At 27.8% G+C, this 16,601-nt stretch carries 16 protein-coding genes; 12 read left to right on the top strand and 4 right to left on the bottom strand.

Annotated features, from left to right (window positions below; genetic code table 11):
* On the bottom strand, positions 1-1,459 hold a 1,459-nt coding region (locus tag H2280_RS07365), incomplete at its 3' end, for an SGNH/GDSL hydrolase family protein (protein ID WP_337216110.1).
* A 94-nt stretch (positions 1,460-1,553) separates the two neighbouring features.
* Here H2280_RS07365 and rimO point away from each other — a divergent pair.
* Positions 1,554-2,873 carry a 30S ribosomal protein S12 methylthiotransferase RimO gene (gene rimO, locus H2280_RS07360; RefSeq protein ID WP_337216109.1) on the top strand — a complete coding sequence of 440 codons (1,320 nt, stop codon included), beginning with the start codon at positions 1,554-1,556 and terminating at the stop codon, positions 2,871-2,873.
* Positions 2,863-3,828, top strand: coding sequence for a tRNA lysidine(34) synthetase TilS (gene tilS / locus H2280_RS07355; RefSeq protein ID WP_337216108.1), 966 nt, complete (start codon positions 2,863-2,865; stop codon positions 3,826-3,828). The genes rimO and tilS overlap by 11 nt, the downstream gene beginning before the upstream one ends.
* Here tilS and H2280_RS07350 read toward each other — a convergent pair.
* The 3 genes from H2280_RS07350 to ciaI are packed head-to-tail and all read right to left on the bottom strand — an operon-like array spanning position 3,811 to position 5,764.
* Positions 3,811-4,518 (bottom strand): EI24 domain-containing protein, encoded by a 708-nt coding sequence (locus tag H2280_RS07350; RefSeq protein ID WP_337216107.1) that lies wholly within the window; start codon positions 4,516-4,518, stop codon positions 3,811-3,813. The genes tilS and H2280_RS07350 overlap by 18 nt on opposite strands.
* The gene (dut, locus tag H2280_RS07345; RefSeq protein ID WP_337216106.1) at positions 4,506-5,204 is read right to left on the bottom strand and encodes a dUTPase; all 699 of its coding nucleotides are present in this window, start codon (positions 5,202-5,204) and stop codon (positions 4,506-4,508) included. The genes H2280_RS07350 and dut overlap by 13 nt, the downstream gene beginning before the upstream one ends.
* Before the next feature lie 11 nt (positions 5,205-5,215).
* Positions 5,216-5,764, bottom strand: a complete 549-nt coding sequence (gene ciaI / locus H2280_RS07340) for an intracellular survival protein CiaI (RefSeq protein WP_337216105.1) — start codon at positions 5,762-5,764, stop codon at positions 5,216-5,218.
* Between the two features lie 67 nt (positions 5,765-5,831).
* Here ciaI and H2280_RS07335 point away from each other — a divergent pair, with 67 nt between their 5' ends.
* From H2280_RS07335 to glf, 10 genes are all read left to right on the top strand, one after another.
* Positions 5,832-6,251, top strand: coding sequence for a hypothetical protein (locus tag H2280_RS07335; protein WP_337216104.1), 420 nt, complete (start codon positions 5,832-5,834; stop codon positions 6,249-6,251).
* A 53-nt stretch (positions 6,252-6,304) separates the two neighbouring features.
* On the top strand, positions 6,305-7,087 hold the full coding sequence (gene kpsM / locus H2280_RS07330; protein ID WP_337216103.1) for a capsule polysaccharide transporter KpsM: 783 nt from the start codon (positions 6,305-6,307) through the stop codon (positions 7,085-7,087).
* Positions 7,084-7,746, top strand: a complete 663-nt coding sequence (locus H2280_RS07325) for an ABC transporter ATP-binding protein (RefSeq protein WP_337216102.1) — start codon at positions 7,084-7,086, stop codon at positions 7,744-7,746. Before kpsM ends, H2280_RS07325 begins: the two co-directional genes overlap by 4 nt.
* Positions 7,746-8,864, top strand: a complete 1,119-nt coding sequence (locus tag H2280_RS07320) for a capsule biosynthesis protein (protein WP_337216101.1) — start codon at positions 7,746-7,748, stop codon at positions 8,862-8,864. The genes H2280_RS07325 and H2280_RS07320 overlap by 1 nt, the downstream gene beginning before the upstream one ends.
* Complete coding sequence (locus H2280_RS07315; protein WP_337216100.1) at positions 8,864-10,522, top strand: polysaccharide biosynthesis/export family protein; 1,659 nt, start codon at positions 8,864-8,866, stop codon at positions 10,520-10,522. The genes H2280_RS07320 and H2280_RS07315 overlap by 1 nt, the downstream gene beginning before the upstream one ends.
* A gap of 11 nt (positions 10,523-10,533) precedes the next feature.
* Positions 10,534-11,481 carry a KpsF/GutQ family sugar-phosphate isomerase gene (locus tag H2280_RS07310; protein WP_337216099.1) on the top strand — a complete coding sequence of 316 codons (948 nt, stop codon included), beginning with the start codon at positions 10,534-10,536 and terminating at the stop codon, positions 11,479-11,481.
* Positions 11,482-11,485: 4 nt separating this feature from the next.
* The gene (locus H2280_RS07305; RefSeq protein ID WP_337216098.1) at positions 11,486-13,114 is read left to right on the top strand and encodes a galactosyltransferase-related protein; all 1,629 of its coding nucleotides are present in this window, start codon (positions 11,486-11,488) and stop codon (positions 13,112-13,114) included.
* Positions 13,111-14,289 (top strand): nucleotide sugar dehydrogenase, encoded by a 1,179-nt coding sequence (locus H2280_RS07300; RefSeq protein WP_337216097.1) that lies wholly within the window; start codon positions 13,111-13,113, stop codon positions 14,287-14,289. Before H2280_RS07305 ends, H2280_RS07300 begins: the two co-directional genes overlap by 4 nt.
* A 2-nt stretch (positions 14,290-14,291) precedes the next feature.
* Entirely contained in the window at positions 14,292-15,479 is a 1,188-nt protein-coding gene (locus H2280_RS07295; RefSeq protein ID WP_337216111.1) for a glycosyltransferase family 2 protein, read from the top strand.
* 34 nt (positions 15,480-15,513) lie between these two features.
* The coding region (gene glf, locus H2280_RS07290; RefSeq protein WP_337216096.1) for a UDP-galactopyranose mutase at positions 15,514-16,601 on the top strand (1,088 nt) is incomplete at its 3' end.

The raw sequence follows: 16,601 nt of genomic DNA, 5'->3' as shown, positions 1-16,601 counted from the left end.
AAAGTTGGTTTTGAATTCTTGCTTTAGCTGAATTAGCTTGGATAAAAGTTACTTTAGGATTAATAATATCCATTTTAATTCCTAAAGATTTAGCTAATTTTTTACTTTCTAGTTTTTTGATGATTAGGTCTTGTTCTAAATTAGCTAATTCTAAATGTTGTTTTTTAATAGGGATGGAGTTGAGCTGAGCCTGAAAATTATTTTGTAAATTTAATTTTTCATTATTTAAATTAGATATTTGAGTATTTAAAGCATTGATTTGATTTTGCAAGAGTGCTTGTTTAATAGGATCCATTTTTATGCAATATTCTTCAACACTTTCTTTAATCAGCAATAAATCTGGTATCAAATGATCAAAATTATATTTTTTATCAATATTAATTTCTCTTTGATACAACCAATCATAATTTATATTTTTAACAGCATTAGGATCTTCTTTAACTACAAATAAAGAAACTAAATTTACATAATCAAGAGTATTAATATAATTATCAATATAATTAACCTCAAAAGACAATTCAGAATATTTTTCTTTAAGATTAAATTTTACTAAGGTATCTTTATCTAAAATAAAATTATTTGATATATCTTGAAATGTATTATATCCCCAAAAATACTTTATTAATTTTCCCTTTTTTTGTTCCAAAACTAAACTAGAATAACTCTTTGTTCTTTTTTCATATGCACCCATTTTTTGATTAATCAATAAACTGATATTATTAAAAGTATGCATTCCTATTAATTTAAATTTATTATATTTTTCTGGTATTTTAAGAATATGATTTTTATCAATTTTATAAACAGTTTCTCTATATGTTAAATCTCTTATTATCTTTTTATTGAAATCACCATTTATAATTTCCAACTCATCAGGAGTAATTATTTCAAATTGATGATTAAATTGTTTATTTTTGCATGGAAAATGAAAACAAGAAATATTGTTAGCGATATTTTTTCCAAGTTGATACATTATAGAGGTTAGCATATGATAACAATCAGGTTTCATAAAAAAATGATACAGGTCAAATTTATTTACAATATTGTTAATATCTATAACATTATAGCCATATTCTTTAGCTTTATATTTATGAAGGTTATTTATAGTATTCGCATTTTGATCATGTTCTATCCTAGGATCAAATAGTATTAATATCATTATTTTAACATTAAATAAAGTGAGTTCATCATAAAGATAATCAATATTTCTTAGCGTTGTGTTTAAATTTGACACCGAGAATATTGATATATCCATAATATTAACTTCTATCACTATCAAATCTGCTTTTTTAAGCACTTCTTGATTTTCCTCTCTTTTTAAGGAGTAAAGTTTATGCAAAGAAGTAGTTCCGCCTAATGATAAATTGGTAAAATTAATATTATCTTGATTTAGACCAGCTTGAATCCCTCCAGGCATTCTAGAGTTACTTGCGCCAAGCAAAACCACATTTTTCTTATCCATAAAAAATTTCCTAATTATTATTTTGTTATAATTTTAAAAAACTTATTTTATCAAAAAAAAAAAAATGAAAATTCAAATTTAAAAAGTGAGAAATATGTCAAAACTTTATCTAATGTCTTTAGGTTGTAATAAAAATTTAGTCGATAGCGAGATCATGCTAGGACGTCTTAGTGCTTATGAATTGTGTGATGATCCAAGTATGGCAGATGTTTTGATTGTCAATACTTGTGGTTTTATAGAAAGCGCTAAAAAAGAAAGCATCAATGCGATTTTAAATTTACACGAGCAAAGAAAAAAAGATTCACTTTTAGTGGTTACGGGCTGTTTGATGCAGCGTTATCAAGAAGAATTGATGAAAGAATTACCCGAAGTTGATCTTTTTACTGGCGTGGCTGATTATGAAAGAATCGATGAAATGATACTTAAAAAAACGAATTTATTTTCTTCCTCGACGTATCTACAAAATGAAAACACAAAAAGAGTAATCACGGGTTCTAATTTTCATGCTTTTATAAAAATTGCAGAAGGGTGTAATCAAAAATGTTCATTTTGTGCTATACCAAGCTTTAAAGGCAAGTTAAAATCAAGAGAAATTTCAAGCATTGTTGCCGAAGTTAGGGATTTGGCGCAAAAAGGCTATAAGGATTTTTCATTTATCGCGCAAGATACGAGTTCTTATTTATTTGACAAAGGCGAAAAAAATGGACTTATACGCTTAATCGATGAGATAGAAAAAATAAAGGGTGTAAGAGCAGCTAGAATTTTATATCTTTATCCAACGAGTGCGAGTGAGGCTTTAATCAAACGCATTATAGCTTCTAAAATTTTTGTGAATTATTTTGATATGCCTTTGCAGCATATTAGCGATTCTATGCTTAAAATTATGAAGCGTGGGGCTGGGCAAAAAAAACTTAAAGAAATGCTCACTTTAATGAAAAATACACCTGATAGTTTTTTGCGCACGGGTTTTATTGTGGGACATCCTGGAGAAAGTGATGCGGATTTTGAAGAGCTTTGTGATTTTGTCCAAAATTTTGGCTTTGATAGAGTGAGTGTTTTTGCTTATTCTAAAGAAGAAGATACAGCAGCTTTTGATATGGAGCAAATTCCTTTTAAAACAATCAATGCTCGTCTTAAAAAAATCGAAAAAATTATCGGTAAGGTTTTAGAGAAAAGTTTTGAAAAAGAAGTAGGTAAAAAGCGTTTAGTGGTTTGTACTGGGGAAAGTAGCGAGGGAGCTTTTTTCATCGCAGGAAAAGATTTAAGATGGGATAGAGAAATTGATGGAGAAATTCTTATCAATGAAAGCGAGTGCGGTGATTTGGAAATGGGACAAATTTATGAGTGTGAGATCACTCAAAGCTTGGATAAAAAATTAATCGCTAAGGCTTTAAGAAAAATCGATGCAGATTAAGCATGAAATTTTAGAATTATTAAAAAAGGGTAAAAATTTACTCGCTTTTTCTTATGGGAGTGATTCAAGTGCGCTTTTTTATTTTTTAATGCAAAATGATATTTCATTTGATCTAGCTTTGATTAATTATAAAACTAGGGTAAATAGTGATAAAGAAGAAAATGAGGCTAAAAAACTTGCTTTAAAATTTCAAAAACAAATTTTTATAAAAACTGCCCCCAAATTTAAAGGCAATTTTGAAAAAGAAGCTAGGGATTTTCGCTATGATTTTTTTCATCAAATTTGCCTTGAAAATTCTTATAATCATCTTATTTTAGCTCATCATCTTAACGATCAATTTGAATGGTTTTTAATGCAGCTTTCTCGAGGAGCAGGTTTGGCAGAGATTTTAGGAATGAATGAAATTGAAAAGCATGAAAAATATTGCATTATAAGACCTTTGCTTTGCATAAGCAAGAATGAAATTTTAAATTTTTTAAAAGAGAATGAAATTTTTTATTTTAATGATGAAAGCAATAACGATGTAAAATACTTTAGAAACTATATAAGAAAAGAATTTTCTAATTTTTTTGTCGAAAAATTTTCTAAAGGTTTAAAAAGAAGTTTTGATTATCTAAGTAAAGATCAGCAAAAAATTTATGATTTTGAAAAAATACAAAATTTTAAAGGGATTTTAGTTTGCCCCAAAGAAGAAAGCATGATCGCAAAAGCATTGAAAATTCAAGGGATTGTTCCAAGTGCTAAACAAAGAGTGCAAATGCTAAAAAGCGATTGTGTTATCAGTGGAAAAATTGCCATAGCTTATAAGGATGATAAAGCTTTCGTTTTTAATTACGAGCTTTGCGAAAAACTTCCAAAAAATTTTAAAGAGGAGTGTAGAAAAGCTAAAATTCCAAGATTATTAAGAGCTTATCTTTATAATCATAATATTAAAATTTCAAGTTTTAAGTTTTAAAATTTTTTGATAGCTTAAATGGGTTAAGAAAATCACAAAAAATACTTGAAAAAAAAGTCCTAAAAATGGTACAGAAGAAAGGATGTAAAAACATAAGGTGCTAAATTTAAATTCAAAAGGAGAAAATTTGGCATTAAAGTTTTTAAAATTTTGCTGATCTAAAACCGAACTTGTTACATCTAAAATCAATAGTTTATGAAAAAGATAGTAAAAAACAAAATAATAAATAAAAAGATTGACAAAAGGCAAAAATAAAGCTAAGGTGCAAAGTATAAAAAAGAAGCCAAATTTTATAAATATTTTAAAAATTTCAAAAAATACTCTAAGGGATCCAACTTCTTCTTCAAGGCTATAATGATAATATTTTCTATTGATTTCTTTAACGATAAAAGGAGTTAGAAAAGAGGTGATAAAAAGAGCAAGAAAAACAGAAGCAAAAACAACAATAAAGCCTGAAAATAAAAAGCTTATCACAGTAAGCAATACTTGAACTACATGAAAAGCATAAAACCAAGCCCAAAAAGAATCCTCGCTAACGCTAAATAAAGAATGAAAATAATTGGTTAAAAATGAAAAACCAAAGATCCCTAAAATACTCATAAATAAAAGACTACAAGCAAGAGGGATAAGAGCAAATTTTAAAAATTTAAGCGAAAAAAAATCTTGTAAAGAGAGTTTTAAAATTTGCATAGAGAGACTTTTTTGTATTCTTCTTCAAGATGATTATAAATTTTTTCATAATCGATTTCTGTTTTTAAAATTTCATTTAGAACTTCATTATCTTCTTTACCATTCCAATTTTTTATATAAGTGCCATTTTTATAACCATGATCTTGTCTAAAGGCGTTGAGGACATTTTTTCCTATGTAAATTTGATAAAGGCTATTTAAATTAAGACCGCATTTGATTGCTAGAATAAAATAAACAGATAATAACTCGCCCAAATCAAAGTCAAAGCCGCTGCATTTATGGATAATAAGTTCTATATCGTTTAAAATGCCATAAATTTCACTTTGATTTTCGCTCGGTTTATTTTCTTCTTTGCAAAAATCTTGAAATACACTTACAGAAGCAATTTCTGTAGCAAAAAGGTGAAAATCTTGTTTTTTATTTTCAAGGAGTAAGCTTAAAATAAAATGCCAAATATCTACGATTTCTATACGTACATTTTCCCAATTTGTCGGTTCTGAAATATTTTTCCAATGTTTCCAAGCAAAAGAATCGATGAGTTCAGCGCATTCCATATAAATACAACGTCTCCAACTGATCAATTTTCCTTCTTTAGTATAGCCTTCCTCCCAACCAATACCGTTGGTTTCATCATTTAATTTTTGCTGGAGTTTAAGCATATTTTCTACAATTTGCACATTTTGCATGATCAACCTTTTTAAGCGTAAAGATTTAAACCATCTTTTTCTTTATTGTTTTGCTCTTGTTGTTTTTCAAGCTGTTTTTTCATTTGCTCTAAAACTTCATCTAAGAGCTTTTTGCTATCTTCTAGCATGGATGCATTTGTATCTTTATTGTTAGTTTGATTTTGTTTTAATAGGCTATCTAGTTTATTAGTTAAATTGCTTGCGATAGCATTTTTATGATTTTCATCTTTTGGAGTTGGTAAAACATCGGCAATTTGCATAGCGGTTTGAATAAGTTCTTTAGGTTTTAATTCTCCTACTTTTGAATTAGCTAAGAAGTTATTTAGCATAGGTTCTACATCTTTCATGGCATTTTTGATTTCATCCATATCATTTTGAGTTAATTTAGAACCTTCAAAAGTAAAGCTAAATCCATATTGATGTTTTAAGCTTAATTGTTTGCCATCTTTATCATTATAATTTAAACTTTGATTATCATACATTGAAAGACTTAAATGCTTACCACTTTTAGTGGTATAGTCCATAGAAAAACTTTGATTTTTACTTGCATCAATTTGCATAACCAACTCCTTTTAATTTTTGTATTATATCGGCTGATTTTAAATTTTGTTGAGTATAATTTTAATTATGGATGAAAAAATTTTAAATTTTATAAAAAATGAAAAACTTTTATCATGGTCTATGATCGATAATGTAGGAGTTTATACCGCTAGTGCTTTTTATGCTTTTGATGAAAAAAATCTTGCTTTCATAATCGCTTCTCATGAAAATACAAAACATATTCAATTAGCTTTTAAAAATTCTAGCGTTGCTGTAAATATTGCCAAGGAAAATAAAATCGCTTTTTTAAAAGGGATTCAAGCCAAAGCTGAATTTAAAAGAGCAAGTAAAGAACAAGAGAAAATATATTTTTCTAAATTTTCTTTTGCTAGACTTGATAAAAAAGCTAAAATTTATACCCTTGAAATCATTTGGGTTAAATTAACAGACAATACTTTAGGTTTTGCTAAAAAAATAGAATTTTTTAAAAAATATTTTATTGTTTAACAAAATGAGTTAATATTATACTTTTTAAGTAAAAATTGGTGGTATAAAATCAAATGTTAAATGTAATTTATGCACTTTTTTTTAGAGAGCTAAAAACCAGATTTGGCACTAATAGGCATTTGGGTTATCTTTGGGTTGTGGGTGAACCTATGGCGATTATTTTAATAATTACCATCATAGGGACACTAGTTAGAGAATATCATCATGAGGTTATGCCTGAAGGAATTTCTATTTTTATGTTTTTAATTTCTGGTATTATGCCTTTTTTTATGTTTAGAAGTATAGTGACTCAGCTTATGAATGGTATAGGAGCAAATTTAGCCTTATTTGCTTATAAACCTGTTAAACCTATACATGTTTTTATTGCTAGAGCTTTGCTTGAGTTTTGTATTTATTTTGTGATTTTTATCCTTGTTTTATTTTTTGCAGGTTGGTTTTTTCATTTAGAAGTGATACCAAAAAATTTTTTGGACGTTTCTTTTTGTATATTTTTACTTTTTTGTTCAGGCTTTTCTTTGGGGATTTGTTTTGCAATTATTTGGCATTTTGTTGAGCCTTTAAGAACATTATTAGCTTATTATAGCATTATTTTTTATTGGACTTCGGGTATTATTTTTCCAGCTTGGCTTGCACCTAGATCTTTATTAAATTTATTTTATTACAATCCTTTGCTTCATGTTATGGAATTATTAAGATATAATTTTTTTGAAAATTATCCAATAAGCGATGATTATAATTATGCTTATCCTATTTTTTGTATCACTATAACACTTTTTATAGGCTTGTTTTTTTATCATCATAATAGACAAGCTTTAACAGCGGTAAGAAAACAATGATAAAAATTCTAAATTTGACAAAATCTTATCCTTTGTTTAGTGGCGGAAGGCATTATGTTTTTAGAGATTTTACCTTTGAATTTCCTGAAAATTGCAGCATAGGTTTAATGGGTAGAAATGGAGCAGGAAAATCGACTTTAATGAGACTTTTAAGTGGATCTGAGCTTCCAGATAGTGGCAAGATAATCACCAATAAAAAACTATCTTGGCCTTTAGGTTTAAGTGGAGCCTTTCAAGGTTCGCTTACTGCAAGGGATAATGCTAAATTCGTAGCAAGAGTTTATGGTTATAGAGGGAAAAAATTGCAAGAAAAAGTGCAATTTGTAGAAGATTTTGCTGAGCTTGGAAAATTTTTTGATGAGCCGATGAAAACTTATTCTTCTGGAATGAGCGCCAGGATTGCTTTTGGGCTTAGTATGGCTTTTGATTTTGATTATTATTTAATCGATGAAGCGGGTGCAGTGGGTGATCCTTCCTTTAGAGAAAAAAGTGTAAAACTTTATAAAGAAAGACTTAGTCAATCAAAAGTGATTATGGTTTCACATAATGTAGCTGAAATTAAAGAATGGTGTGATAAAATTATTTTTATGGAAAATGGAAAAGTAACTGTTTATGATGATGTTGATGAAGGTATAGCGGTTTATCAAGGAAGAGCTTAATGGAAGAAAAAAAAACATTTGTGAAAAAAATTAAAGATTTAAGTATTTTTGATTCTTTTAAAATTGTTTGGTTTTTGATGATTTTTGTGGTGGTTTATTATGTATTTATCGCTGCACCTCGTTATGTAACCACTATGATTTTAGATGTTAGAGCTACAAGTGGGACCAGTGTTCAAGCTAATGGCATTTTATCCTTGCTTTCCTCAAATTCTGCTGCTAGTGAAGATATAAAATATCTTAAAGGCTATATTCATTCTTCTGATATGTTAAAAATTCTAGATCAAAAAATTCAGCTTAAAAAACTTTACAATGAACAACATTTAGATTTGTTTTATAAATTATGGCAATCAAGCTCCAATGAGGCTTTTTTAAGATACTACCAAAGTCGTATTAAAATTCATACTGATAATCAAACTGGATTATTAAGCGTTGAAGTAGAGGGTTTTAGTCCAGAATCTTCTTATTTGATCGCTAAAACTATTATGGAAGAAAGTGAAAAATTTGTTAATGAAATTTCTCATAAATCAGCAAGAGATCAAATGGCTTTTGCTGAAAGTGAAGTTTTAAAATTTAAAGACAAATTTCAAAAAGCACAAAATGATTTAATTGCTTTTCAAAATAAATACGGAGTATTCGATCCTTTAAAACAAGCTGAAAGCAAAGCTAAATTGATTTCAGAAATTGAGGCTAATTTAGCTCAAAAAGAAGCTAAGCTTTTAAGCTTACAAAGCTATATGAATGATGCAGCACCAGAGATTGTAACTCTAAAAGCTGAAATTGTAGCTTTAAAAAAACAATTATTAAAAGAAAAGTCTAAAATTTCAGCTAATAATCCTTCACAAAAATTAAATAATCTTGCTGCCAAATTTCAAGATTTGACCATAGAAGCGAATTTTACTCAAAAAGCTTATGAATCAGCTTTAAAAGCTTATGAAAGTGCAAGAATTGAGGCGGTAAGAAAGATTAAGCAACTTGTTGTAATCCAAAGTCCTACTAAGCCTCAAATTGCAAAATATCCTGAAAGAATTTATGATATTTTAACAGCCTTTATGGTTTTATCTTTATTATATGGCATTATTAAATTTGCTAAAATGATTATGGAGGAGCACAAATATTGATGAAAAAGATTGTTTTATTTTTATTTTCTTTTGTTTTTGCTTTTGGTTCAGTGGATGTTTCTCAAATTACTGCAGTTGAAAATGAGAATACTAATTTCATATCAGATAAAAATATAAGTACAAGTGATTCTAAGTTTCAACAAGAAAATATGGTAAAAACCGATGATGATATAACTCCTGTTTTTGGCGCACATCTCTTTAATGGAAATTTTAAAAATTACACTCAAAGGGTTTATAATCCTGACTATAAAATTGCAGTAGGCGATCAAATCAGTTTAAAAATTTGGGGTGCTGTTGAATTTGAGCGTGTACTTGTTGTGGATTCTCAAGGTAATATTTTTATCCCAAAAGTAGGTGCTGTTAATTTATTGGGTGTAAAAAATAGTGCTTTAGTGAGTGTGATTAAAGCTCATGTTAATAGGATTTATAAAAGCAATGTTTTTGTTTATGCCGATATGAACGCCTATCAAAATGTTTCTGTTTTTGTAACAGGAAGTGTGAATTCTCCAGGACTTTATCAAGGATTAAGTTCAGATTCTGTGATACAATATCTTGATAAAGCAGGTGGGATTAATTTAGAATATGGAAGTTTTAGAGATATTGAAATTCTAAGAAACAATCAAGTGATTAAAAATATAGATTTGTATAATTTTTTACTTAAAGGCCAAATGGATCTTTTTCCTTTTAGAAGTGGGGATGTTATTTTAGTGGGTAATGTGCAAAATTATGCCTTTGCAAGCGGGGATGTGCAAAGACCTTTTCGCTTTGAACTTTCAAATGATATTAAGACTTTAAGTGATTTGGCGCGTGTAGCAGGAGCAAAACCTATAGTAACCAATGCTGTAGTTAAAAGCTATGGAGAGGACCATAAACTCAATGTCAGCGCTTATAATAAAATGCAATTTTCTAAAGTTTTATTGCAAACCGGCGATGAGGTGCAATTTAATCCAGAATATATCTCTAAAAATATCACGATCACTGTAAGTGGCGAACATAGTGGGCTTAAAAATTTGGTGGTTAAAAAAGGGACAACTTTAGAGGATGCCTCAAGGCTTATTATGTTTAATGATCAATCCAATGTTAATGCTTTACAGGTTTTTAGAAAATCTGTTGCCAAAACTCAAAAAGAACTCATCAATGCTCAACTTAAAGAACTAGAAACCTTAGCCTTAACAAGCACTTCGGTTACCTCTCAAGGTGCTGCTATTAGAGCTGAACAGGCAAAATTGATTCTTGAATTTATCCAAAGGGCTAAGCAGGTTGAGCCTAAAGGACAAATCGTTATTGATAATCCAAAATCTTACAAATCCGTGATTTTAGAAGATGGGGATGTGATCAATGTTCCAAGTAAAAACAATCTTGTAATCGTTCAAGGTGAAGTCTCTTTGCCAGGTGCTTTTGTTTTTGACAAGGGTAAAGATTTGAAATATTATATCAATCTTGCTGGAGGTTATGGAGAAAGAGCCGATACTTCTAAGGTTTTAGTTATACGTAGCAATGGTAAGGCTGAAAAATTTAATGGAAATATTACAATGCATCCAGGGGATTCCATCTTAGTTTTACCTAAAGTTGAAAGCGAGAATTTGCAAATCTTTAGTATGCTAACTCAAATTCTTTATCAAATTGCCGTTGCAACAAATGTTGTTTTAAATCTCTAAAGGTTGTTTTTATGGAAGCGATTGAAATTGCAAAGGAAGTTTTTAAAATAGAAGCTGAGTCTATATTTGATTTGACTTCTCATTTGAATGAAGATTTTAATCAAGCGATTCAATTTATTATTCAAGCCAAGGGAAGATGTATAGTTAGCGGTATGGGAAAATCAGGCCACATAGGTGCCAAAATCGCAGCAACTTTAGCTAGTACGGGAACCCCTAGCTTTTTTATCCATCCTGGAGAAGCTTTGCATGGTGATCTTGGTATGATGACTCCAGAAGATGTTTTAATCGCTATTTCAAATTCAGGCGAAACTGAAGAGCTTTTAAAAATTATCCCTGTTATCAAAAGAAGAAAAATCACCCTTATAGCAATGACGGGTAATTTAAATTCCACTCTAGCAAAGCAAGCTGATGTTTGTTTGGATATTTCGGTTAAAAAAGAGGCTTGTCCTCTTAAACTTGCCCCTATGTCTTCAACAACGGCAACATTAGTAATGGGCGATGCTTTAGCAGCTGTTTTGATGAAAATGAAAAATTTTAAACCCGATGATTTTGCCCTTTTTCACCCAGGTGGAAGCCTAGGACGTAAGCTTTTGACAAAGGTAAAAGATCTTATGGTTTCAAAAAATCTTCCTATTGTACATCCAGATACTGAATTTAATGATCTTGTCAATGTGATGACAAGCGGAAAACTTGGACTTTGCGTTGTTATAGAAAATGAGAAGTTGGTTGGAATTATTACCGATGGAGATTTACGTCGAGCTTTAAAAATGAGTGATAAGCCAAGATTTGATTTTAAAGCAAAAGAGATTATGAGTGACAATCCAAAAGTTATCGATGCGGATGCTATGGCAAGCGAGGCTGAAGAATTGATGTTAAAACATAAGATTAAAGAAATTGTTGTAGGAAAAGAGGGTAAAGTAGTAGGAATCATCCAGCTTTATGCCATAGGAAATGTGTGATTTAATGTCTCCCATTTTATCTATAATCATCCCTTTTGGCTTAAGTAAGGAAAGAGCTTATATACAAGATAGAGTCATGCAAAAAGCTACTCGCTTAAAGAGTGATGAAAAAATAGAATATATTTTTGTTGAGGGTTATTCTTCATTAGAAAATAATCTAAAGCAAATCATAGAAGAAAATGGTCATATTTATTTAAAAGATGAATCTCAAAAAGATTTTTTTTCTCAAGGAAAATGTAGAAATTTAGGTGCTTGTTTTGCAAATGCTCAAGTGATTATGTTTTTAGATGTTGATTGTTATGTTAGTCCCTTTTCTTTAGAAAAGATTTTAAATCTTATTAAGATTAAAAATATTACAATAAATTATAATATCATATTTGTTTTACCGGTAATTTATCTTACAGAATATGGTTCTTCTTTTGTTTATAATCAAGATGAAGATATATGGGATGCTTTAATTCAAAATGATTTAATCAGCGGAAAAAATTCATTAATCAATTTTTTTGCCCCTAGTTCAACTTCTAGTATAATTATTAATAAGCATAAGTTTTTGGCATTAGGTGGAAATAATGAAAAATTTATAGGTCATGGATATGAAGATTTTGATTTTTTTGCTAGAGTACTACACTCTTGCGTTGTTTTTGAAAAAATGCCTATAAATTTATATTATGATTTTAGAAATTGGAATTTTATTAATTTTGAAGGTTTTCGCTCTTGGTTTTCTTTACTTGGATACGAAATGAGTTTTTATGGAATTTATATGTATCATTTTTGGCATGTAGAACCTAATCAAAATGGATACATGAGTAATAAAAATATAAATCATAAGCAATTTTATGCAAATTTAAAAAAGATTAATAGTTATAGCATTAATCCTTTGCAAGTAATAGGTGCAAAAGAAAATAATATATTATTGATTTGCAATGAAGAAGTTGATTTAAATTTTTTCAGAGATATTAGCGTTTATATTGGCATAATAATAAAATTCAATAATCAGAATTTTTTAAATGAAGAGTATTTATTGGAATATATTAACAAAAATAAAATTAACTATTTTTTAATTTGCAGCTCTTTGGAGGATATTCAAAAATCAAAAATTCAAATATTTGCAAAAAAGTATTTAATCAAGTGTATCTATTTTGGTAAAGGAGTTTTGCCAAATTCTTGGTTTTTTGATGAAAGTGAATCTTTGGATATTTCAATAAACAGGAATTTGGACAATAAAGATATTTTAAATTGTAAACAATATTTTAATTCTCTAACAAATCAGCAACGAAATAGTATTTTAAATTTAATGCTAAAATATAATTTTTCAGAGCAAGAACTGATACCATTTATTTATTTTTTAAAATATAATTATTATAGTTTCTTTGATACAGAAAAAAAAGAATTTTATCAAATTGTTATTAGTAGAAAAAAAATTTTTATTGGTGCGCAAGATAATAATTTTTATTCTCTTAATTCTTTTATATATAAACCTTATATATTTGAGCTTAATAACAATTATTTAAAAAAGATACTTTTTAAGTTATTAGGTTTTTACCATTTAAAAAGTATACTTTCGCATACTAAATTCTATCGTTTAATGCAAAAGAAAATATTTGATTTAAGAAAGAGTAGGTATAGATTATGAATATTTTAGTTGTAGGTATAGGATATGTGGGACTTGCTAATGCTATTGTATTTTCTAAAAACTATGATGTTGTATTAGCTGATATTAATAAAGAAAAAATAAAAAGTATTAATAATAATCAATCACCCATCCAAGATGATCTTATAAAAATTTTTTTTCAAGAAAATCCTAATAAGCTAAAAGCAGTTGATATTAATTCTTTAAAATCTTGTGAGGAATTTGATTATGTAATAATCGCTGTTTCAACAAATTATAAAGAAGAAATTAATTTTTTTGATACAAGTAATATTGAAAAAGTTTTAGAAAATTTAATAAGTAAAAAATTAAGAGCTACTGTCATTATAAAAAGTACAATACCAATAGGATATACAGAAAAATTAAAAGAAAATTTTCAATATCAAAATATTGTTTTTTCTCCAGAATTTCTAAGAGAAGGTTATGCACTTTATGATAGCTTAAATCCAAGTAGAATTATAATTGGAAATAAAGAATCCTTAGGTAAAAAAATAGGTGAATTGTTTTATAAAAATATTGATGCAAAAAATGTAAAAGTATTTTATATGGACTCAAATGAAGCCGAAAGCGTTAAACTTTTTTCTAATGCTTATTTGGCCATGAGAGTGGGTTTTTTTAATGAAATTGATTCATATGCTCGAGTTCATAGATTGAATACTTTAGATATAATTAAAGGTATTTGCGCCGATCCTAGAATTGGAAATTATTACAACAATCCTAGTTTCGGTTATGGGGGATATTGTCTGCCAAAAGATACTAAACAACTTTTAGCTAGTTTTGAGGGCGTTCCAAATAGTTTAATTGGGTCTATTGTAGAGTCAAATGCCATTAGAAAACAATTTATAGCTAAATTGATAGCCAAAAGCGATGTGAAAATTATAGGTATTTATAGATTGATTATGAAGCATAATTCTGATAATTTTAGAAGTTCTGTGATTTTTGATATTATGAATTTTATAAAAGAATATAATAAAAATATTAATTTCATTATCTATGAACCTTTAATCAATAGTCGAGAATTTGAAAATATTAGAATTGAAAATAATTTAGGTAATTTTTTAAATAGTGTTGATTTAATTGTAGCTAATCGCCTTGAAGAAAAACTTTTAAAGGTAAAAGATAAAGTTTTTTCAAGCGATTTGTTTTTAACAGATTGTTAAGAATGAAAGCTGTAGGCATAGTTATTCCAATATATAATGTGGAAAAATATCTAAAAGAATGCTTAGATAGTGTAATTAATCAAACTTACAAAAATTTACATATAGTTTTGGTTAATGATGGGAGCACAGATGATTCTTTAAATATAGCTAAAAAATATGTTTCAAAAGACAAGAGGATTATCTTATTTGATAAAAAGAATAAAGGGCAGAGTGAAGCAAGAAATGTAGGCATAGATTATTTCAGCGGAAAATATAACCTTAAAAATATAAAGATGCATTATAAACAACAATTAATCGAATTGGCTTTAGAGGGTTATAATCCTTATGAAATTTATTCTGTTTTTAAAAACCATAAAATTTCTTCAGAGAAACACACACCTCCTTTTATTGATTATATTATTTTTTTGGATTCTGATGATTTTTGGAGTTTTGATTGCATTGAAGAATGTATTTCAAAAACTAATAATTCTACAGATATAATTTGGTTTAAGAGTGATGCTATTTTTGAAAATAATTTTCAAAAACAGTGGACTTGTCTTTTAGATTATTATAGCTATCAAGAGGGAAATATAACTCCTATTGATTGGTTAAAAAAAAGTATAAAGTATAATGTTGATAGTTTTTATTTTATTTGGTCAGGGATGATTAACTTTGGCTATTTAAAAAGAATAAATTTAAAATTTATTAATAATATAATTCACGAAGATCATCATTTTGGAATGTTATTATTTTTCCAGAGTAGCTCTATTTATGTTTTACCAAAAATATTGCATTATTATAGGATAAGAAATAATAGCACTATTAATATATCTAACGATTTTAATCCTCCGTTGCATTTGGTTAATCTTTATGATTCTTTCAATAAAGATGTTATTATGATGAAAAAATATTATTCTGCTGCAAGTATGTTTTTTGTATTTCTTGCTATATTTAATTTTTTAAAGTCTAAAGATAGCGATTTTATTTTTTTAGCAAAAAGAGCTTTTTTTGGACATATGTTTGAAAATACTTTTAAAATATTTTTTATCAATTTAGACCCATGGAGAATAAAAAATAAGTTAACTTTATTATTAAATAATAATAGCTATTTTTGGAAGATTCTTAAATATAAAAGAATATTTTTTTTGTATAAATATATTAACAAAATGATGAGATTATTTAGAAACAAAGTTTTAAGTTTTTTTTGCTAGAATTCAAAATTTATAAACGCATAAAGAGTTGATTATGTTTGATTATTTAATTGTTGGAAGCGGATTATTCGGCAGTATTTTTGCTTATGAAGCGTCAAAGAAAAAATTGAAATGTTTGGTTATAGAAAAGCGGTCGCATATCGGAGGTAATTGTTATACTGAAAATATACAAGAAATCAATGTCCATAAATATGGTGCTCATATTTTTAGAACTTCAGATGAAAAAATTTGGAAATATATGCAAAATTTTTGCGAATTTAATCATTTTATTAATTCTCCAATAGCAAATTATAAAGGTAGTATTTATAATCTTCCTTTTAATATGAATACTTTTTATCAATTATGGGGTGTTAAAACTCCACAAGAGGCTCAAAAAATAATACAAGAACAAAGTGCATTTATTAAAGATGAGCCAAAAAATTTAGAAGAACAAGCTATCTCATTAGTCGGAGTTGATATTTATAAAACACTTATTAAAGGATATACTGAAAAGCAATGGGGGAGAGAATGTTCTCAATTACCAGTATCGATCATTAAAAGAATTCCTGTAAGATATATTTATGATAACAATTACTTTAGGGATCCTTATCAAGGAATTCCTAAAGGTGGCTATACTTTGATTTTTGAAAAAATGCTCAAGGAATGTGAAGTTATAAAAAATGTTGATTTTATTCAAAATAGAAGAGAATTTGCCAATAAAGCTAAAAAAATTATATTTACAGGTCCTATAGATTCTTATTATGATTATAAATTCGGAGCTTTAGAGTATAGAAGTTTAGATTTTAAACACAAGGTTTTAAATCAAGAAAATTTTCAAGGTGTTGCAGTTGTTAATTATACAGATAAGGAAGTTCCATATACAAGAACAATAGAGCATAAGCATTTTGAATTTTTACAGTCCCCAACCACTGTCGTTAGCGAGGAATATCCTTTAGAGTGGAACTTAAAAGTTGAGCCTTATTATCCTATTAATGATAAAAAAAACCAATCGCTTTATAATGAATATTATGCTTTATCAAAAAAAGAAAAAAATGTTTATTTTGGTGGAAGGTTAGGGGAATATAGATATTATGATATGCAAGATGTTGTAAAATCAGCTCTTGAGTTTTGTAAAAAAGAATT

This window comes from Campylobacter sp. 2457A, from assembly GCF_020135895.1.
GTDB lineage: Bacteria > Campylobacterota > Campylobacteria > Campylobacterales > Campylobacteraceae > Campylobacter_D > Campylobacter_D taeniopygiae.
The sequence above is the reverse complement of the archived record's forward strand: the minus strand, read 5'-3'. Positions and strand labels throughout refer to the sequence as shown.